The organism is Variovorax sp. 54 (genome assembly GCF_002754375.1).
GTDB lineage: Bacteria > Pseudomonadota > Gammaproteobacteria > Burkholderiales > Burkholderiaceae_C > Variovorax.
Window position 1 is genome coordinate 5,729,193 of record NZ_PEFF01000001.1, and the last position, 18,695, is coordinate 5,747,887.

Consider the following 18,695-nt stretch of genomic DNA (forward strand, 5'->3'; position numbering starts at 1 on the left):
GCTTCCCGGCCGGCGCTTCCTTCGAGGGAGTCGTCGCGGCGGTGAAGCGATTGAACCGATGACCAGTTAACCGTCCGTAAACCTTTTAAAAGTGGCGAGCAACAATCGAAATATTCACCGGCGCGTGGAGGACGGCGCGCTCACTTCAGCCCGGCCCACCAACGCACGTTGGTGCGCGCCTGACCCACCGTGAGCACCTCGCCGATCACCGGCGTGGCCAGGTCGATCTTCTTCGCCTGCGCCAGGTCGGCGATGCGGTCCAGCGGGTCGTGCCAGGTGTGAAAGGCCAGGTCGAAGGTGCTGTTGTGCACCGAGTACAGCACCTTGCCGCGCAGGTCTTCGAAGGCCTGCACGCTCTGTTCGGGCGTCATGTGCACGCCGGGCCAGTAGGCGTCGTAGGCGCCGTTTTCCATCAGCGCGAGGTCGAAGCCGCCGAAGCGTTCGCCGATCTGCTTGAAGCCCGGAAAGTAGCCCGAGTCGCCGCTGTAGAAGATGCGCTGATCGCCGCTTTGCACCACCCACGAGGCCCACAGCGTGCGGTCGCGGTCGGTCAGCGTGACCGCGCGGCCCGAGAAATGCTGCGCCGGCGTGGCCGTGAGCTTCACGCCCGCATGCTCGCCGCCTTGCCACCAGTCGAGCTCGGTCACGCGCTCGGCGGGCACGCCCATCTCGACGAGCCGGGCGCGCACGCCCAGCGGCACGAAGTAGCGCTGCACGCGGGTGGCGAGGTACTCGATGGTGGAGACGTCCAGGTGGTCGTAGTGGTCGTGCGAAAGAATCACGGCCTCGATCGGCGGCAGCTGCTCCAGCTGGATCGGCGGCTTGTGAAAGCGCTTCGGCCCGACCCACGTGAAGGGCGAGACGCGCTCGCTGAACACGGGGTCGATGAGCCAGTACTTGCCCTTGAGCTTCAGCAGGTGCGACGAGTGGCCCAGGCGTACGACGTGATTGGCATCGGTCGCGAGCGCGTCGAGTGCCTGGGGCGTCAGGGCGCGCACCGGAATGGGATCGGCGGGCACGGTGTCGACCTTGCTGCCGACGATGAAGCGCGACCAGATGCGCCACGTGCTGGCGGCGGGCAGCAACTCGGGGTTGGGCATGTTCTGGAACACGCCGCCCTTGAACTGCGGCGATTTCTCATAGGGCGTTTCCCCGCCACCGGCCGTGCTGCAGCCTGCGACGAAGGCGCAACCCGCCGTGGCGAGCACGGCACCGCGGCGCAGCAGTCGGGGTAAGTAAGCGCCTTGCGAATCCGATTCGTCAGCCATGGGAAGCCCTCTTGATGTGTGTTGGTCTTGAGGCGCGAGACTAGCGGGAGTTGGCCTTTCAATGGTTTCAGCGACAGAAACATTCGGCGGGCGGGGGCAATCCGCGGGTCGGCGGCATACTCCGGCGATCCACGTCCACAGCCCTTCATCGCCATGAAAACTGCCATCCTCGTCATCGACATGCAGCGCGGCCTTTGCGGCGATCCGCCCCGGCCGTACGAGTCCGAAGCGGTCATCGGGCGCATCAACGCACTCACGGCGCGGGCCCGCGCGGCCGGCGCGCCGGTGGCCTTCATCCAGCACGAGAACGCCATCGACCTGGAATTCGATTCCGAGCGCTGGCAGCTGGCCGATGCCTTGCAGGTGACGCCAGCCGACGCCCGCCTGCGCAAGACCACGCCCGATTCGTTCCTGCGCACGCCGCTCGAAGCTTGGCTGTCGGGGCAGGGCGTGCGGCGCGTGGTGGTCTGCGGCTATTCGTCGGAGTTCTGCGTGGACACGACCGTGCGCCGCGCCGCCGCACTGGGCTACGAGGTGGTGCTGGCGGCCGACGCGCATACCTCGCACGACAAACCGCACGCCAAGGGCGCCTTCATCCGCGCGCACCACAACGCGACGCTGTCGGACATCACGAGCTTCGGCGTGCCGATCCGCGCGATCGACAGCGCGCAGATCGATCTTTAAGACATGCGCCCGGTCGCCAGGGCATGGGCCCAGTCGGGCCGCCCGTGCTTCAGCGCCAGCGCCGACATGGCCGTGTGGTCGTAGGGCACTGAAACCAGCCGGGCGGTCCAGCCACCCTCGCGCTGCTCGGCGATGGCATAGCGCGCATTCGGCGAACCCGTCTCGACGGCATGCGGATGCGGATGGATGTCGGCATACGCCGGCAGGCCGACGCTGCCCGGGTTGACGATCAATGGCCCGCTGGAGGCGTGCACCGCGCGCGGCACATGCGTGTGGCCGCACGCGATCAGCCCGGCCTCGACGTGGCCGAGGCGCGCATCGATTTCCTGCAGCGTGGCCGCACGGAAATTCGCGGGCTCCACGGTCTCCAGAAAGTATTCGAGATCGCTGGCCGGCGTGCCGTGGCAGAGCACAACCTCAGGGCTGAAGCGAAGGTGGGGCACCAGCGACGCCATCCATTCGAACTCCTTCGCGCCGAGCCGCGCATGCGCGAACGCGTCGGACGGGCCGCGCCCTCCGGCAGGCAAGGAGAGAAGCTGGCGTTCGTGGTTTCCGGCCAGCTGGACCCAGTCCTGCGCCATCAGGAACTGCGCGGTCTCCAGCGGCATCAACGGACCGGAGAGGCTGTCGCCCAGATTGACGATGGCATCCGCGCCGCGGCGGGCGATGTCCTCGACCACGGCTTCGAGGGCGGGGAGATTTCCGTGGATGTCGGAGACGATGGCAATGCGCATTCGCGGGCCTTGGGCATGGAGCAGGGTGGGCGCGATCTTAGATCGCGCGTCTGCCGCCCCGTCGGCCCGGCGTCATCCCACGAGCTTTCGCGCGATCAGGTCCTTCATGATCTCGCTGGTGCCGCCGTAGATGCGCTGCACGCGCGCATCGGCATACATCCGCGCGATCGGGTACTCGACCATGTAGCCGTAGCCGCCAAAGAGCTGCAGGCATTCGTCGGTCACCTTGCCCTGTTGCTCGGTGCACCACAGCTTGGCCATGTAGGCGGCTTCCTGGTCGAGCGTGCCGTCGACCATGCGCTGGATGCAGTCGTTGACGAAGGTGCGCACCACGTGCGCGATGGTGGCGCACTCGGCGAGCTTGAAGCGCGTGTTCTGGAAATCGAACACCGTCTGCCCGAAGGCCTTGCGCTGCTGCGTGTATTGCACCGTCAGCTCCACCGCGCGCTCGATCACCGCGGCGGCCGGAACGCACAGGAACAGGCGTTCATACGACAGCTGGCTCATGAGCTGGATGAAGCCGTCGCCCTCCTTGCCGCCAAGCAGGTGGTCGGCCGGAACGCGCACGCCGTCGAAGAAGATCTCGGCCGTGTCCGATGCGTGCTGACCCAGCTTTTCGAGCCGCCGGCCGACGCGAAAGCCCGGCAGGTTGTCGGTCTCGAGCACGACCAGCGACACGCCGCGGCTGCCCGCCTCGCCGGTGCGCACCGCCACCACGAGCAGGTTGCCCGTGAAGCCGTTGGTGATGAAGGTCTTGGCGCCATCGATCACGTAGTGGTCGCCGTCGCGCCGGGCACGGGTGCGCAGCGCCTTCAGGTCCGATCCACAGCCGGGCTCGGTGAGCGCGATGCCGGCCAGCATCTCGCCGCTGGCGAGCTTCGGAAGCCAGCGCATCTTTTGCGCCTCGGTGCCGTAGTCGAGGATGTAGTGCGCGGCGAGGTTGTGCACGCCGGTGTTGGCGGGAAACTCGGCCTTGGCCAGTTCGTCCTGCACCACCATCTGGTACGCCGGCGAGGCGCCTGCGCCGCCATAGGCCTCGTCCACTTCGGGCAGCAGGAAGCCCATGGCCCCGAACGGACGCCAGACCTCCCGCGGAATGAAACCCTGGCGGCGCCAGCCGTCCAGGTGCGGCGAGAGTTCGGCCGCGATGTAGCGGCGCGCCTGCTCGCGGAAGGCGTCGATTTCTTCGTCCATCCAGCGATGGCGGTGAAGCTGTGGAAGCATGGGTTTGTCTCCGTCGGACCCGCGAATGCAGGGTCTCTTTGTGAGTGCCCATGGTAGAAATCAACGACGCCGCAGCGCGAGTGCGCATCGCACCGTTCCGATGGCAAAAGACCTCAGTTCTTCACACCGGCCCTGCGCGGTGCCGCCGATGCGTCAGTCCGCCCCCGCCCGCCACACCCGCGCCAGCGCCGCCAGCTTGCCCCGCAAACTCAGCTTGTCGTTCGACAGCGCATCGATGAAGTCCGACAGCCGCTGCGACTTCACCATCGTGTAGATCGTGAGCCAGGTGGTGAGCACGAACACCACGCCGAACCAGATCGCCTTGCGCCACAGCGGCGCGTCGGCCTCGGCCAGCAGGTTCATGCCGAGGAAGCCGGTCGTCACGGTGCCGATGAGGCCGAACAGCGTGACCACCGTGAGCCGCACGACGGTGCTGGCCTGCCGGCGCAGGCTGTCGGCGTCGAGGTAGGTGTTCATGTCGGCGATGCGCGCCTTCACCTCGTCGTACAGCGGGTCGAGCCGCAGGTGCGTGGCGCACATGTGCGAGAGCGCGCGCACCTGCGCCTGCTCCGAGATTTCGTGGAACCAGTAGCGGTGCGTGAAGCGCAGGAAGCGTTCGAAGCTTGCGCGGATGGCGCGCTTGAACTGCTTCACGCTCGGCGTGCTGCGGATGTTGAGTTTCTTGAGTGCCTCGACCAGCTGGTCCGAGAACATCAGCAGCGAGGCCTTCTGGAAGTGCGCGATGAGGAACAGCAGGAAGTGCTGGTGCCTGAACTGCGCGAGCACGCCGCGGTCGCGGCAGCAGAAGAACTCGGAGCGCGCGTCGCCCACCACGATGAGGGCGTGGCCGTTGCACAGGTAGCGCGTGTTGGGGGCGGCACCCGCGTTCACCCAGAAGCGGTCGTAGCAGTATTTGTGCTCGAAGTCGGCCAGATGGTGCTCGGCGTAGGGCAGGTGGGCATCGGCCCCGCCCGCACCCGTGACCAATGCGAGCCGCACGAAGTCGTCGCGCGTGAGGCGGCGCGGATCGTCGAGCGACAGGTAGGCCATCACCGGCATGCGGTAGTACTCGATCTGGCGGTAGCGCAGCACGCCGGGGTCGTCCGAATGGTCGCTCACCAGCGGCTGCATCAGGTAGGCCCAGTGCGCGGCAATGCGTGGCGCGCGGTGCTGAGCCACGTGCGACAGGAAGGCGTCGCGCTGCTGCGCGTCGGAGGCGGCGAGCACGCGGCCGTCGGCACCCAGCCACTCGACGCTGGCCATGCAGTGCAGGGCGGCGCCATCGGCCTCCCAGCCTGAAGGGTAGGCACGGCCGAAGCGGTAAAGAATGTCCTGCGCCTGCGCGAGGCTCAGGTGGTCGGTGCCGACCTCGAGGTTGAGCAGCACCACGTCGATGTCGAAGAAGAAGTACAGGTCGCAATGAATCACGTCGAGCGTGATAGGGGCCTCGCCGGGCCGGGCCACCAGCCGCACGGACGCAATGTCGCGGCGGCGGAACACGCGCATCGGCGAGTCGCCGTCGTTGCCCGTGCCGTCGCTGGTGCTGCTGCTGCTGCTGCTGCTGCTGCGCGATCGGCCTTCGCCGTACAGGAAGCGCTGCACGTACGGCAGGAAGCTCACGAACTCGTTGTAGTGCCGCTCGTGAAAGCGGCCGCTGTCGCCGGTGTATTCGTCGACCTCCTCGCGCCAGGGCGAGGCCTCGCCCATGTCGCGCAGCACGTGCCAGGGGCCGTGGTGCGAAGGCGCCGCGCCGGGCGCCGGCACGAGGCGCAAGGGCCAGAGCAGCGCCTGCCGGAAATGCTGCACGACGGGGCCGGTGGCCGGGGTGCTTGCCGGGAGAGAGGTGGGTTCCACGGGGTCCGCATGGGGGTTCGGCATCGCGCCAGTGTAGGCAGGCGGGTGGGTCAAAACGCCCACCTAGGGGAATCCCTAGCTAGGGCTGAAACCGGTTTCATTTAAGCTGCAAGCATTCCTTTCAGGGTCCGCGCACGGCTTTCCGTGCCCGCTCCACCATGAACTACCAGTTCCAATTCGAAGCCGTCTTTGCCGCCTGGCCGCTGCTGCTCAAGGGCACGTGGATCACGGTGCAGCTCTCGCTCATCGCCACCCTGTTGGGGCTGGTGGTCGCCATTTTTTGCGCCTGGGGCAAGACCTCGGGGCCGGGCTGGCTGCGCTTCATCGTCAATGCGTACATCGAGGTGATCCGCAACACGCCGTTCATCGTGCAGCTGTTTTTCTTCTTCTTCGCGCTGCCGGCCATCGGCCTGCGCTGGTCGCCGCAAACGGCCGCGCTGGTGGCCATGGTGGTGAACCTCGGCGCCTACGCCACGGAGATCATCCGCGCGGGCATCGAGTCGATTCCCAAGGGGCAGATCGAGGCGGGCCGCGCGCTCAACCTCAAGCCCTGGGAAATCTTCCGCTTCGTGATCATCAAGCCCGCGCTGAAGGCGATCTACCCGGCGCTCACGAGCCAGTTCATCCTGCTGATGCTGAGTTCGGCGGTGGTCTCGGTCATCTCGGCCGACGACCTGACCTCGGTGGCCGCCAACCTGCAGTCGCAGACCTTCCGCAGCTTCGAGATCTACATCGTGGTTGCTGCCATCTACCTCGCGCTGGCGCTGGCCTTCTCGGCCATGTTCAAGCTGATCTACAAGCGCACGCTCAACTACCCGGACCGCCGGTAACTGACTGACCACGACGGACGGAGCACACACCATGCGCACCTTCGGTTTTCCCGAATTCCTTTTCATCCTCGAAGCGGCCAAGTGGACGCTTGCGCTGTCGGCCATCGCCTTCGTGGGCGGCGCCATTCTTGGGCTGGCCATCGCGCTGATGCGCACGTCGGAGTCGACGTGGGCGCGCGCCGTGTCGACCACCTTCATCCAGATCTTCCAGGGCACGCCGCTGCTGCTGCAGCTGTTCCTGGTGTTCTTCGGCGCGCCGGTGCTGGGGCTGGACATCAACCCGTGGGTGGCTGCGGGCGTGGCGCTCATCCTGAACAGCGCGGCCTTCCTCGGCGAAATCTGGCGCGGCTGCATCCAGGCCATTCCGCGCGGCCAGTGGGAGGCGGCGCAGGCGCTCAACCTCAAGTACGCGGCGCGCATGCGCGACGTGGTGCTGCCGCAGGCCTTCAAGATCGCGCTGGCGCCCACGGTGGGCTACCTGGTGCAGATCATCAAGGGCACGTCGCTCGCGGCCATCATCGGTTTCGTCGAGATCACGCGGGCCGGGCAGATCGTCAACAACGCCACCTTCCAGCCGCTCATCGTGTTCTCGGTGGTGGCCGCCATCTACTTCGCGATCTGCTGGCCGCTGTCGCTGCTCGCGGCGCGCATGGAGCGCAAGCGCGCTCTCGCGTTGGCCCGCTGACCGTTCCTCGTTTTTCTCGTCGCTTCCTTTCTTTTTCAGGAGACACATCCCATGACCCGTACCTCTACCCGCCGCGCAGCGCTCGCCGCCCTGGGCCTCGGCGCCGCCCTGACCGTGTTCGCACCATTCGCGTCCGCACAGACCGTGGCCGACATCAAGAAGAAGGGCGAGATCACCATCGGCATGCTGGTCGACTTTCCGCCCTACGGCACCACCGACGCGAAGAACCAGCCCGACGGCTACGACGCCGACGTGGCCAAGCTGCTGGCGAAAGACTGGGGCGTCAAGGCCAACATCGTGCCGGTCACCGGCCCGAACCGCATTCCGTTCCTGCTGACCAACAAGGTCGACCTGCTGGTCGCTTCGCTGGCCGTGACGCCCGAGCGCGCCAAGCAGGTGCAGTTCTCGCAGCCCTACGCAGCCGCGACCATCGTGCTGTACGGCGCGACCAAGACCTCGATCAAAGCCGCTGGCGACCTGAAGGGCCTGCGCGTGGGCGTGGCCCGCGCATCAACGCAAGACGTGGCCGTGACCAAGGCCGCACCCGAAGGCACCGAGATCCGCCGCTTCGACGACGACGCCTCGGCCATGCAGGCGCTGATCTCGGGCCAGGTCGATGCGATTGGCTGCTCGGTCACCGTGGCGGCGCAGATCGCCAAGCGCGTGCCGGCCAACACCTTCGAAAACAAGTTCACGCTGGTGCAGCAGTCGATGGGCATCGCGATGCGTCCGGGCCAGGAAGAGCTGACCAAGGCCGTGAACGAATTCGTGCAGAAGAACACCGCCAACGGCGAGCTGAACAAGCTGTACCAGAAGTGGCTGCAGGCCGACCTGCCCAAGATGCAGTAATCACCACGGTTCACAGAGGCTGAAGGAAATCCTGGCATGACGACGGAATCGATCATCCGCATGGAAGCGGTCAACAAGTGGTACGGTGAATTCCAGGTGTTGACCGGCATCGACCTGTCGGTGCGCCAGGGCGAGCGCATCGTGATCTGCGGGCCTTCGGGCTCGGGCAAGTCGACGCTCATCCGCTGCATCAACCGGCTCGAGACGGTGCAAAAGGGCCGCATCGTGGTCGACGGCATCGACCTCACCGCGGGCGGCAAGAACGTCGACGCGGTGCGCGCCGAAGTCGGCATGGTGTTCCAGCAGTTCAACCTGTTCCCGCACCTCACCATCCTCGAGAACTGCACGCTGGCGCCGATGCGCTCGCGCGGCATGACCAAGGCGCAGGCGGAAGAGGTGGCCATGAAGTACCTCACGCGCGTGCGCATTCCCGAGCAGGCGAAGAAGTACCCGAGCCAGCTCTCGGGCGGCCAGCAGCAGCGCGTGGCCATTGCGCGCGCGCTGTGCATGTCGCCCAAGATCATGCTGTTCGACGAGCCCACCTCGGCGCTCGACCCCGAGATGGTCAAGGAAGTGCTCGACACCATGATCGGCCTGGCCGAAGACGGCATGACCATGCTGTGCGTCACGCACGAGATGGGCTTTGCCCGCAGCGTGGCCGACCGCGTGATCTTCATGGCCGACGGCAAGATCGTCGAGCAGGCACCGCCGCAGGAGTTCTTCGGCAACCCCAAGGACGAGCGCACGCGCCAGTTCCTGGGTCAGATTCTCAGCTCGCACCAAGCCCACTGATGGCCTTCGAAGTCCTGATTTCTCTGTCGTCCTTCGGTGCGGCCGAGGTGGGGCGGCACGGCCAGCTCTGGTGCTCGCAACTCTCGCGCGCCGCAGGCGCCGATTCGGTGGAAGTGCGCGGCGAGATGCTGCGCGACGCCGAGGCCGAACTGCCCGCGCTGAACGGTCTTGCGTCCGTGTACTCCAGCCCCGAGGGCCTGTGGGCCGGAGGCGGCTGGCTCGACAGCGCCGCGCTTCAACGCGGCATCGCCGCCGCCACGCGCGTGGGCGCAAAGCGGCTCAAGATGGCCATCGGCGACTTCCAGCCGTCGTCGCACGGTTCGCTCTGGGGCCTGAAGGTCGCGCTGGCCGAAACTCGCGTCGAGCTGCTGATCGAGAACGACCAGACCGTGCGCGCCGGCACGCTGGCCGCGCTGCAGACCTTCTTCGACGTGGCCGACCGCGCCGGCGTGTCGCTGGGCATGACCTTCGACATGGGCAACTGGCACTGGCTCGGCGAGTGCCCGCTGCAGGCCGCGCAGGCGCTCGGCCACCGCGTGCGCTATGTGCATTGCAAGGGCGCGCAGCGCCTGCCGCACAAGTGGGTGGCGGTGCCTCTGGGCGACTCGGTCGCGCCGTGGCGCGCGGTGCTGCGCGCACTGCCGGCCGACGTGCCGCACGCCATCGAATACCCGCTCGTGGGCGACGACCTGCTGGCCGTCACCCGCACGCAGATCGACTTCATCCGCGCCGCACGGGCGTAGGAACACACACATGACGGAACCCACCGCTTTCGATGTCGCCTTGTTCGGCGAAGCCATGCTGCTGCTGGTGGCCGACCGGCCCGGCCCGCTGGAAGATGCAGAGGCGTTCCACAAGCGCACCGCCGGCGCCGAGACCAACGTGGCCATCGGCCTGTCGCGCCTCGGCCTCAAGGTGGGCTGGGCCAGCCGCCTGGGCACCGATTCGATGGGCCGCGCGCTGCTGGCCGCGATGCGCGCCGAAGGCATCGACTGCTCGCACGTGATCACCGACGCGACGCAGCGCACCGGCTTCCAGTTCAAGGGCCGCGTCACCGACGGCAGCGACCCGCCAATCGAATACCACCGCAAGGGCTCGGCTGCGAGCCACATGGGCCCGGCCGACGTCGACGAAGCCTGGCTGCGCTCGGCGCGCCACCTGCATGCCACCGGTGTGTTCGCGGCCATCTCCGAGACCAGCCTGCAGGCCGCGCTCAAGACCATGGACGTGATGCGCGCGGCCGGCCGCACCATCTCGTTCGACACCAACCTGCGGCCCACGCTGTGGTCGTCCACCGAAACGATGCGCCACTGGGTGAACGAACTCGCCTCGCGCGCCGACTGGGTGCTGCCCGGCATCGAAGAGGGCCTGCTGCTCACCGGCCACGACAAGCCCGAAGACGTCGCGAAGTTCTACCGCGAACGCGGCGCGAAGCTGGTCGTCGTCAAGCTCGGCGCGGCCGGCGCGTACTACGACAGCGACGTGGCCGGCACCGGCCATGTAGCCGGCTTCCCTGTGAAGGAAGTGATCGACACCGTGGGGGCGGGCGACGGCTTTGCGGCCGGCGTGGTGAGCGCGCTGCTCGAGGGCAAGCGCGTGCCCGACGCAGTGCGTCGCGGCGCCTGGATCGGCGCGCGCGCCGTGCAGGTGCTCGGCGACACCGAAGGCCTGCCGACGCGGGCGCAACTCGAAGAAGCGGGGCTCTGATGACGAAGAAGAATGTGCTGGTGTTCCGGCCCCTGCCCGAAGACCAGCTCGCGCGCCTGCAGGCGGTGCACCACGTCACCGTGGCCGATCCACGCAAGGAACCCGAGGCCTTTGCCGCTGCACTTGCCACCGCGCACGGCCTGATCGGTTCGAGCTACAACGTCGACGCCGCGCTGCTGGATGCGGCGCCGCAGCTCGAGGTGATTTCGAGCGTGTCGGTCGGTGTCGACAACTACGCACTGGCTGAATTGCACCAGCGCGGCATCGTGCTGTGCCACACGCCCGACGTGCTGACTGAAACGGTCGCCGACACCGTGTTCGCGATCCTCATGGCCACGCAGCGCCGCGTGGTGGAGTTGTCGAACCTCGTGCGCGAAGGCCGCTGGACGAAGAACATCGGCGAAGAGTTCTTCGGCACCGACGTGCACGGCAAGACGCTGGGCATCCTCGGCTTCGGCCGCATCGGCCAGGCCGTGGCGCGCCGTGCCGCTTTGGGCTTCGGCATGCCGGTGCTCTATCACTCGCGTCGCGCGGTCGACCTGGCCGCGCAGGCGCCCGAACTGCAAGGCCGCGCCACGCACACGCCGCTGGACGACCTGCTCGCGCGTGCCGACATCGTGCTGGCGATGCTGCCGCTGACCGACGCCACGCGCGGCATGATCGATGCCGCCTTCTTTGCACGCATGAAGCCGGGCGCGTCGTTCATCAACGGCGGCCGCGGCGCCACCGTGAACGAAGCCGCGCTGCTCGAGGCGCTCGACCACGGCACCTTGCGCGCAGCAGGGCTCGACGTGTTCGCGAAGGAACCGCTGCCAGCTGAGTCGCCGCTGCGCACGCACCCGCGTGTGACGCCGCTGCCGCACATCGGCTCGGCGACGCATGAGACGCGGCACGCGATGGCGGAGCTGGCGACGACCAACCTGCTGCAAGTGCTGGCGGGTGAGAAGCCGACGGCGCCGTACGACACGGCCGGAGCATGACTGCGATCCCGCTTTTCTCCCTCCCCTCCCGGGGGAGGGCGGGGGTGGGGGCCAGCGGCGCATCCATTGAGCGCTCTGCCTGCCCCCATCCCAACCTTCCCCCGGAAGGGGAAGGCGCAACACAGAGGCATCGGCTGCGAAGGTCCGGCCTGTCTTGCTCCCTCTCCCCTCGGGGAGAGGGCGGGGGTGAGGGCAGCGGCCGTCACTTAAGCACTGCCTGCACTAGTGCCGCCGGCCCTCACCCCAACCCTCTCCCCAAGGGGAGAGGGAGCCAAAGCCGCCCACCGCGTTTTTCGCCTTTCGGGGGCAGACCATGAAACCCTCCGGCCGCGCCACCATCGCCGACGTCGCCGAGGCGGCCGGCGTCTCCAAGGCCACCGTCTCGCGCTTCCTGAACCACCGCGAGCGCCTGCTGAGCCCCGACATCGCCACGCGCGTCGAGGCCGCCATCGCCAAGCTGGCGTACTCGCCCAGCCCGATGGCGCAGGCGCTGAGCCATGGCCGCTCTCGGCTCATCGGCTTGATCGTGGCCGACATCACCAACCCGTACTCGGTGGCCGTGCTGCGCGGCGCCGAGAAGGCCTGCCAGGACGCCGGCTACCTCGTGATGCTGTTCAACCTCGGCAACGAGAGCGAACGCGAGCGCGAGGCCATCAATGCGCTCGCGGGCTACCAGGTCGACGGCTTCATCCTCAACACGCTGGGGCGCGGCAGCAACGTGGTCGACGCGGTCACGCTGCACGGCAAGCCCGCCGTGCTGGTCGACCGCCGGCACACGGGCATGCACACCGACTTCGTCTCGCTCGACAACCACGCCGCGATGCGTGACACCTGCGGCCACCTGGTCGAGGGCGGCTACCGCGAGCTGCTGTACGTCACCGAGCCGCAGAAGGGCGTCAGCTCGCGGCGCGAGCGCACGGCCGCTTTCGGCGCCTGCGTGGCCGCGCACGAGCCGCGCGTGGCGGGCGAGGTCTTCGAATCGGTCGAGGGCGAGAACGACGCGCTCGACGAGGCCTTGCGCGCACTGCGCCAGCGCGCCAAGCGCGGCCGCCGCGCGGCGGTGGTCGCGGGCAATGCCGTGGTCACGCTGCGCGTGGCGCAGGCCATGGCGCGGCTCGACTGGCGCTTCGGGGCCGACCTGGGTTTCGTGGGCTTCGACGATCCCGAATGGGCCTCGCTCATCGGGCCGGGCCTGAGCACGGTGGCGCAGCCGACCGACGAGATCGGCCGCGCCGCCGCCACCTGCCTCATCGAGCGCCTGCGCGGGCTCGACGCGGCGCCGCGTCAGCTGTTGCTGCCCGGCGAACTCATGGTGCGAGGGTCATCGACGGCACTGCCGTAGCGGGTTGCGCGAAGGCGACAGGCCCGCGCATCCAGCCGGCCGCGCGCTCCGCGATCATGACCGTCGGCGCATTGGTGTTGCCGCCGATCAGCGTCGGCATCACCGAGGCATCGACCACGCGCAGGCCCGCGATGCCGTGCACGCGCAGTTGCGGGTCGACCACCGCCATCGCATCCACGCCCATCTTGCAGGTGCCTACCGGGTGGTAGATGGTGTCGGCGCGCGCGCGGATGTGCTGTTCGAGCTGCGCGTCGGTGTGGGCGTCGGCGGTGTAGACCTCGCGGTGGCGGTACTTTTCGAGCGCGGGCGAACGCATGATCTCGCGCGTCTTCTTCACGCCCTGCAGCAGCAGCGCCATGTCTTCCGGGTCGGCCAGGAAGCGCGGGTCGATGCGTGGCGCCGAGTCGGGGCTGGCGTCGGTCAGGCGCACGTCGCCCCGGCCCTTGGGGCGCAGCACGCACACATGGCATGAGAAGCCGAAGCCCGCGTGCAGCTTGCGCGCATGGTCGTCGGTGATCGCGATCACGAAGTGCAACTGCAGGTCGGGCCGGCGCAGTTCGGGCGACGACTTGATGAAGGCGCCGCCTTCCGCGAACGGCGTGGCGACCAGGCCCGTGCCGTCGCGGCGCCACTGGGTGATGGCTTTCAGCAGCTGCAGCCCGCCGACCGGGCCGATGCCGAACATGTCGGTCTGCTTCGATTTGTAGGCGACGATGAAGTCGCAGTGGTCCTGCAGGTTCTGCCCCACGCCGCGCAGCGCATGCCGCACTTCGATGCCGTGGCGCGCGAGTTCGTCGGGGTCGCCGATGCCCGAGAGCATCAGCAGCTGCGGCGAGTTGAAGGCGCCGCCGCACAGCGCCACCTCGCGGCGCGCGCGAATCGTTTCGACGTTGCCGCCGCGCCGCACTTCCACGCCCACGGCGCGCCGGTCTTCGAGCACCACGCGCAGGGCCTGCGTGCCGGTCAGCACCGAGAGGTTGGGGCGCTGGTCCATCACTGGGTGCAGGTAGGCCGCGGCGGCCGAGCAGCGCTCGCCGTTCTTCGCACCGCCGTGGAACTGCGTGACCTGGTAGAGCCCCGCGCCTTCCTGCTCGGGGCCGTTGAAGTCGTCGTTGCGCGGAATGCCGCACTCGGCGGCGGCGCGCACGAAGGCCTCGCTGAGGGCGCGCGGGCTTTGCTGCTCCGACACCTGCAGCGGGCCGTCCGCACCGTGCAGCGCGCTCGCGCCGCGCTGGTTGCTCTCGGCGCGCAGGAAGTGCGGCAGCACCTCGTCGAAGCGCCAGCCGGCACAGCCTGAACGTGCCCAGTCGTCGTAGTCCTCGCGGTGGCCGCGCACGTAGAGCATGGCGTTGATCGCGCTGGAGCCACCGAGGCAGCGCCCGCGCGGCTGGTAGCCGCGCCGCCCGTTCAGGCCGGGCTGCGGCACGGTCTGGTAGGCGTAGTTGTTGATGCGCGGGCGGCCCGGCAGCATCGCGACCACGGCGGCCGGCGCCCGCACGAGGATGCCGCGGCCGTCGCCGCCGGCCTCTATGAGGCAGACCGTCACCGACGGGTCTTCGCTCAGGCGCGAGGCCAGCGTGGCGCCCCCCGAGCCGCCGCCCACGATCACGTAGTCGAATTCCGCCATGGCATCTGGTCCTTCTTTTCGTTGGATGTTGGGAGCGCCGATGTGTGCACGGCATTGTGGCCAGCGACCCCGGGGTCGGGCCCAGCGGGTTTCCCCTGTGGGTCACGGGAAACCGTGGGCCAGGCGCAGGTTGCGGCCAGAATCGGAACATGCCCGCCACCATCCTGCTGATCGACGACCATGCGATGTTCCGCGAGGGCCTGTTCCTCGCACTGCGCGAGGCCGAGCCCTCGATGACCGTCACCACGGCCCGCAACGGCGCCGAAGCGCTCGAGGCGCTCGCCACCTTGCCCCGGCTCGACGCGGTGATGACGGACTACTACCTGCCCGACCTCGGCGGCGCGGCCCTGCTGGCCGAGCTGCACCGGCGGCGCAGCGGCCTGCGCATCCTGGTGCTGTCGGCCTCTGAAGACCCGCAGGACATCGACACCGCGCTCGACGCCGGCGCGCAAGGCTTCGTGCACAAGTCGGCCGACAGCCAGCAGCTCATGGACGCGCTGCGCCGCGTGATGGCGGGCGAGCAGAACGTGGTGCAGGCCTCGCCGGCGGGTGCCGCCATGCTGCCCGTGCTGTCGACGCCCACCGACGTGCTGAGCACGCTCACGGGGCGACAGGCCGAGGTGCTGCAGCTCCTGTGCGAAGGGCTGCGCAATGCGGAGATCGCGCTGCGCCTGGCGACCAGCGAGAAGACGATCAAGGCGCACATCTCGGTGATCTTCGGCGCGCTCGGCGTGACGAGCCGCACGCAGGCCGTGATCGCGGCGCGGCGCGCGGGGATGCTCGGGCGCCCGCGCTAACCAGTCAGTGCCGCAAAGCAATCAGCGCGGCTGCTGCTGCGTGGTGCAGTGGATGCCGCCGCCACCGGCGGCAATGGCGTCGATGTCGAGCTGCACCACCTCACGCTTGGGGAACAGATCGCGCAGCAGCGCACGGGCGTTGCCGTCGGCGCGCGCATCGCCGAACTGCGGCGCAATGACGGCGCCGTTGCAGACGTAGAAGTTGATGTAGCCCGCCGCGAACTCGTCCGACTCGAAGGTGCTGCGCACCGTCTCCGGGCCGCGCAGCACTTCCACGCGCAGGCGCTGCCCGCGTGCGTCGGTGGCTTGGCGCAGGATCTCCAGGTGGCGCCGGGTCACGGCGTGGTCGTAGGAGTCGGGGTCGTCGTCCAGGCCCGCGACCACCACGCCCGGCGCGGCAAAGCGCGCATAGAAATCGGTGTGGCCGTCGGTGATGTCGCGGCCCGCGATGCCGGGCAGCCAGATGATCTTGCGCAGGCCCAGCAGGCGCTTCAACTCGGCTTCGCAGGCGTCCTTGCGCAGGCCGGGGTTGCGGTTGGCGTTGAGCACGCAGCTCTCGGTGATGATGGCCGTGCCCGCGCCGTCGACCTCGATGCCGCCGCCTTCGAGCACGAGCCGCGTGCGCAGGCGCTGCACCTCGGCGGCGTCGGTCACGTAGTCGGCCACCTCGGCATCGCGCGCATGCGATTGCTTGTTGCCCCAGCCGTTGAAGTTGAAGTCGACGCCGGCCCACTCGCCCGCGCCGTTGCGCACGAACACCGGGCCGGTGTCACGCATCCAGAGGTCGTCCACCGGCTGCACCTCGAGCGTCACGCGGTTGCCGCACAGCCGCGCGGCCAGGTCGTGCTCCTGTTCGCGCACCAGCAGGTGCACGGGCTCGAAGGCGGCGATGGTGCGGGCGATGCCTGCCAGGTGCTCGCGCGCCGGCTTCAGCAGGCGCCGTCCCCAGACCCGTTCGCTGGGGCCGAAGGACATCCAGGTGGCGCGGTGCGCATCGCCCTCGTCGGGCATGTGCCAGGTGTCGGGTGCGGCGGCCGTGGCCGTGGCGACCACGCCCAACGAGGCCAGAGGGGCCAGGCTCAGGCCGTGCAGCAGGCGGCGGCGGGTCAGGGGAAGGTGCATGTCGGTCTCCGGAATCAGGGGAGGGCGCGCGGGGTCACGCGGGTTCTTGCTGGGTGGTGCAGTGGATGCCGCCGCCGCCCGCGGCGATGGCGTCGATGTCCAGCTGCACGATCTGGTGGCTGGGCAGGTGCGCCGCCAGTGCCGCGCGGGCTGCGCTGTCGGCCACGGCGTCGCCGAACTCGGGCATGAACACCGCCTTGTCGGTGAGGAAGAAGTTGACGTAGCCGGCCGCGAAATCCTTGCGCGCATAGGTGGGGCGCACTTGGCCGGGCGTCTTCAGCGTGACGATCTGCAGGGGCCGGCCGCGCGCGTCGGTGGCGCCGGTCAGCAGCTCCAGGTGGCGGCGCGTGACGGCGTGGTCGAAGGAGGTCGGGTCGGTGTCCAGCGCCGCCACGACCACGCCGGGCTTGAGGAAGCGCGCGTAGAAGTCGGTGTGGCCGTCGGTGATGTCGTGGCCCGCGATGCCCGGCAGCCAGATGATCTTGTCCAGCCCCAGCATGCGCTTGAGCTCGACCTCTGCATCGGCCTTGCTGACGCCCGGGTTGCGGTTCTTGTTGAGCACGCAGCTCTCCGTGATGAGGGCAGTGCCCTGCCCGTCGACCTCGATGCCGCCGCCTTCCAGCACCAGGCTGCTGCGCAGCAGCGGCACGCCGGTGAGTTCGGCCATGCGCGCCGCCACCGTGGCGTCGCGGGCATGGGGCTGCCGGTTGCCCCAGCCGTTGAAGTTGAAGTTCACGGCGGCGCGTTCGCCGCGGGTGTTGCGCACGAAAACGCAGCCCGTGTCGCGCATCCAGAGGTCGTCGATGGCGTGTTCGATCAGGTGCACGTTGGAGCCGCAGAGTTGGCGGGCCGTGGAAACATCCGCGGGGTTGACCAGCATCTTGACCGGTTCGTAGACGCTGATGGCATTGGCGATGCGCGCCAGCGCCTGATGCACCGGTTGGCGCATCTCGGCCGTCCAGACGGATTCGCGCGCCACGAAGGCCATCCACACGGCGCGGTGGGCGTCGCCTTCGTCGGGCATGCGCCAGCCGGATGCCGGCGCCGGGGCCGGTGCGGGAGACGGCGAAGGGGCAGGCATGGGCACGGGGAAGGGCGGCAGCATGCCGCTGCCGCCCCCACCACCGCCGCCGCAAGCGGTCACGAGTCCACCGAAAAGGCCGAGGCCGCCCAGGCCCAGGAGAGTGCGTCGAGTTGTCATTGGAATCAGGGTTACTACTAGGTTCTAGGAAGCCCTGGATTCTGTCGACGCCTATCTATCTACACAATTGATGTCTTTTCACCAGATTGATCGATCTGGCTCATGCCAATGGCATCCTCCTGGGCAAACAGCAGCAGGCTGTCGAACACCTCCCGCACCAGCGGCAGGCGTGACGGGCCCTCGGTGCGCGAGATCCAGAGGGTGCCCAGCGGCAGGCGCGGGCTGTCCGGCAACTGCCGCAGTTGCCCCGTGCGCAGGGCGTCGTCGGCCAGCAGGCGCGACACCAGCGCGATGCCCCGGCCGCGCAGTGCCGCGTCGAGCACGAGGCGCGGGTCGTCGTAGATCGCGGCCTTGCGCCGGCCGCCGAAATGCGCGCGGATGAAAGGGCCGATGCGGTCGCTCGTGAGGTCTTCTTCGAGGCACAGCAAGCCGAGGTGGGCGTCGTCTTCTTTCTGTGCGGGCGGGCCGACGGCCACGAGTTCGTCGGTGAGCAGCGGCACCTCGAACACGCCCTCATGCCGCAGCGGCGCGCGGCTGATGGCGATGTCCACGTCGAGTTCGTCGATGAAGCGCGCGCTTTCGTCGACCGAGATGATCGGGCACAGGTCGGGGTGCGCTTGCAGCAGCCGGTCGACACGCGGCTGCAGCCAGCCGCTGGCCACCGGCGCGGGGCACACCAGCGTGACGAGGCGGTCGTCCATGTAGGTTTCGATGCGGGCCAGCCCGTTGCGGATGTGCTCAAGCGACTTGCCCACGCTGTCCAGCAGCAGGCTCCCCGCCACCGTCAGCTCCACGCCGCGCCCCTTGCGCCGGAACAGCGGCTGGCCGACCTGCTGTTCGAGCTGCGAGATCTGGTGGCTCACGGCCGACTGCGAGACGAACAGCTCTTCTGCCGCGCGCGAGTAGTTGCCCAGGCGCGCCGCCGCCTCGAAGCCGATGAGGAACTTGAAAGAGGGCAGTCGGGTGTTGGACATATGAGTGCGGTCGATGAATTCGGCC

General features: G+C 68.6%; 18 protein-coding genes. 10 read left to right on the plus strand and 8 right to left on the minus strand.

What is annotated here, in order from left to right; genetic code table 11:
- Positions 1–140: 140 nt before the first annotated feature.
- Positions 141–1,268 carry an MBL fold metallo-hydrolase gene (locus CLU95_RS26285; protein WP_099796305.1) on the minus strand — a complete coding sequence of 376 codons (1,128 nt, stop codon included), beginning with the start codon at positions 1,266–1,268 and terminating at the stop codon, positions 141–143.
- A 153-nt stretch (positions 1,269–1,421) separates the two neighbouring features.
- Here CLU95_RS26285 and CLU95_RS26290 point away from each other — a divergent pair, with 153 nt between their 5' ends.
- Positions 1,422–1,952 (plus strand): cysteine hydrolase family protein, encoded by a 531-nt coding sequence (locus CLU95_RS26290; protein ID WP_099796306.1) that lies wholly within the window; start codon positions 1,422–1,424, stop codon positions 1,950–1,952.
- On the opposite strand, the gene CLU95_RS26295 is transcribed toward CLU95_RS26290, so the two are convergent.
- From CLU95_RS26295 to CLU95_RS26305, 3 genes are all read right to left on the minus strand, one after another.
- Positions 1,949–2,686 carry a metallophosphoesterase family protein gene (locus CLU95_RS26295; protein WP_099796307.1) on the minus strand — a complete coding sequence of 246 codons (738 nt, stop codon included), beginning with the start codon at positions 2,684–2,686 and terminating at the stop codon, positions 1,949–1,951. The two genes, CLU95_RS26290 and CLU95_RS26295, sit on opposite strands and share 4 nt — an antisense overlap.
- A 72-nt stretch (positions 2,687–2,758) precedes the next feature.
- Positions 2,759–3,910: an acyl-CoA dehydrogenase family protein gene (locus CLU95_RS26300; protein WP_099796308.1), complete on the minus strand. Its 1,152-nt coding sequence runs from the start codon at positions 3,908–3,910 to the stop codon at positions 2,759–2,761.
- 153 nt (positions 3,911–4,063) lie between these two features.
- The gene (locus tag CLU95_RS26305; protein WP_218967446.1) at positions 4,064–5,788 is read right to left on the minus strand and encodes a CorA family divalent cation transporter; all 1,725 of its coding nucleotides are present in this window, start codon (positions 5,786–5,788) and stop codon (positions 4,064–4,066) included.
- A 134-nt stretch (positions 5,789–5,922) separates the two neighbouring features.
- On the opposite strand from CLU95_RS26305, the gene CLU95_RS26310 reads away from it, so the two are divergent.
- The 8 genes from CLU95_RS26310 to CLU95_RS26345 all read left to right on the plus strand — a co-directional run bounded on the left by CLU95_RS26310 (position 5,923) and on the right by CLU95_RS26345 (position 12,949).
- Complete coding sequence (locus CLU95_RS26310; protein ID WP_099796309.1) at positions 5,923–6,594, plus strand: amino acid ABC transporter permease; 672 nt, start codon at positions 5,923–5,925, stop codon at positions 6,592–6,594.
- A gap of 31 nt (positions 6,595–6,625) precedes the next feature.
- Positions 6,626–7,279: an amino acid ABC transporter permease gene (locus tag CLU95_RS26315; protein WP_099796310.1), complete on the plus strand. Its 654-nt coding sequence runs from the start codon at positions 6,626–6,628 to the stop codon at positions 7,277–7,279.
- A 51-nt stretch (positions 7,280–7,330) separates the two neighbouring features.
- A complete protein-coding gene (locus CLU95_RS26320; RefSeq protein ID WP_099796311.1) occupies positions 7,331–8,128 on the plus strand; it encodes a transporter substrate-binding domain-containing protein in 798 nt (265 codons plus the stop codon).
- A gap of 36 nt (positions 8,129–8,164) precedes the next feature.
- Entirely contained in the window at positions 8,165–8,920 is a 756-nt protein-coding gene (locus CLU95_RS26325) for an amino acid ABC transporter ATP-binding protein (protein WP_056583293.1), read from the plus strand.
- On the plus strand, positions 8,920–9,663 hold the full coding sequence (locus CLU95_RS26330; protein WP_099796312.1) for a sugar phosphate isomerase/epimerase family protein: 744 nt from the start codon (positions 8,920–8,922) through the stop codon (positions 9,661–9,663). The genes CLU95_RS26325 and CLU95_RS26330 overlap by 1 nt, the downstream gene beginning before the upstream one ends.
- Positions 9,664–9,673: 10 nt before the next feature.
- Positions 9,674–10,627: a sugar kinase gene (locus CLU95_RS26335; protein WP_099796313.1), complete on the plus strand. Its 954-nt coding sequence runs from the start codon at positions 9,674–9,676 to the stop codon at positions 10,625–10,627.
- The gene (locus CLU95_RS26340) at positions 10,627–11,607 is read left to right on the plus strand and encodes a 2-hydroxyacid dehydrogenase (RefSeq protein ID WP_099796314.1); all 981 of its coding nucleotides are present in this window, start codon (positions 10,627–10,629) and stop codon (positions 11,605–11,607) included. The genes CLU95_RS26335 and CLU95_RS26340 overlap by 1 nt, the downstream gene beginning before the upstream one ends.
- A gap of 313 nt (positions 11,608–11,920) precedes the next feature.
- Complete coding sequence (locus CLU95_RS26345; protein ID WP_099796315.1) at positions 11,921–12,949, plus strand: LacI family DNA-binding transcriptional regulator; 1,029 nt, start codon at positions 11,921–11,923, stop codon at positions 12,947–12,949.
- Here the strand turns inward: CLU95_RS26345 and CLU95_RS26350 are convergent.
- Entirely contained in the window at positions 12,915–14,576 is a 1,662-nt protein-coding gene (locus CLU95_RS26350) for a GMC family oxidoreductase (RefSeq protein ID WP_099796316.1), read from the minus strand. The genes CLU95_RS26345 and CLU95_RS26350 overlap by 35 nt on opposite strands.
- Before the next feature lie 149 nt (positions 14,577–14,725).
- Here CLU95_RS26350 and CLU95_RS26355 point away from each other — a divergent pair, with 149 nt between their 5' ends.
- Positions 14,726–15,373 carry a response regulator transcription factor gene (locus CLU95_RS26355; protein WP_099796317.1) on the plus strand — a complete coding sequence of 216 codons (648 nt, stop codon included), beginning with the start codon at positions 14,726–14,728 and terminating at the stop codon, positions 15,371–15,373.
- Between the two features lie 21 nt (positions 15,374–15,394).
- Here the strand turns inward: CLU95_RS26355 and CLU95_RS26360 are convergent, their stop codons facing one another.
- From CLU95_RS26360 to CLU95_RS26370, 3 genes are all read right to left on the minus strand, one after another.
- On the minus strand, positions 15,395–16,495 hold the full coding sequence (locus CLU95_RS26360; protein ID WP_099796318.1) for an agmatine deiminase family protein: 1,101 nt from the start codon (positions 16,493–16,495) through the stop codon (positions 15,395–15,397).
- Between the two features lie 34 nt (positions 16,496–16,529).
- On the minus strand, positions 16,530–17,639 hold the full coding sequence (locus CLU95_RS26365; RefSeq protein ID WP_306513137.1) for an agmatine deiminase family protein: 1,110 nt from the start codon (positions 17,637–17,639) through the stop codon (positions 16,530–16,532).
- A gap of 116 nt (positions 17,640–17,755) precedes the next feature.
- Positions 17,756–18,670: a LysR family transcriptional regulator gene (locus CLU95_RS26370; protein WP_099796320.1), complete on the minus strand. Its 915-nt coding sequence runs from the start codon at positions 18,668–18,670 to the stop codon at positions 17,756–17,758.
- Positions 18,671–18,695: the final 25 nt, after the last annotated feature.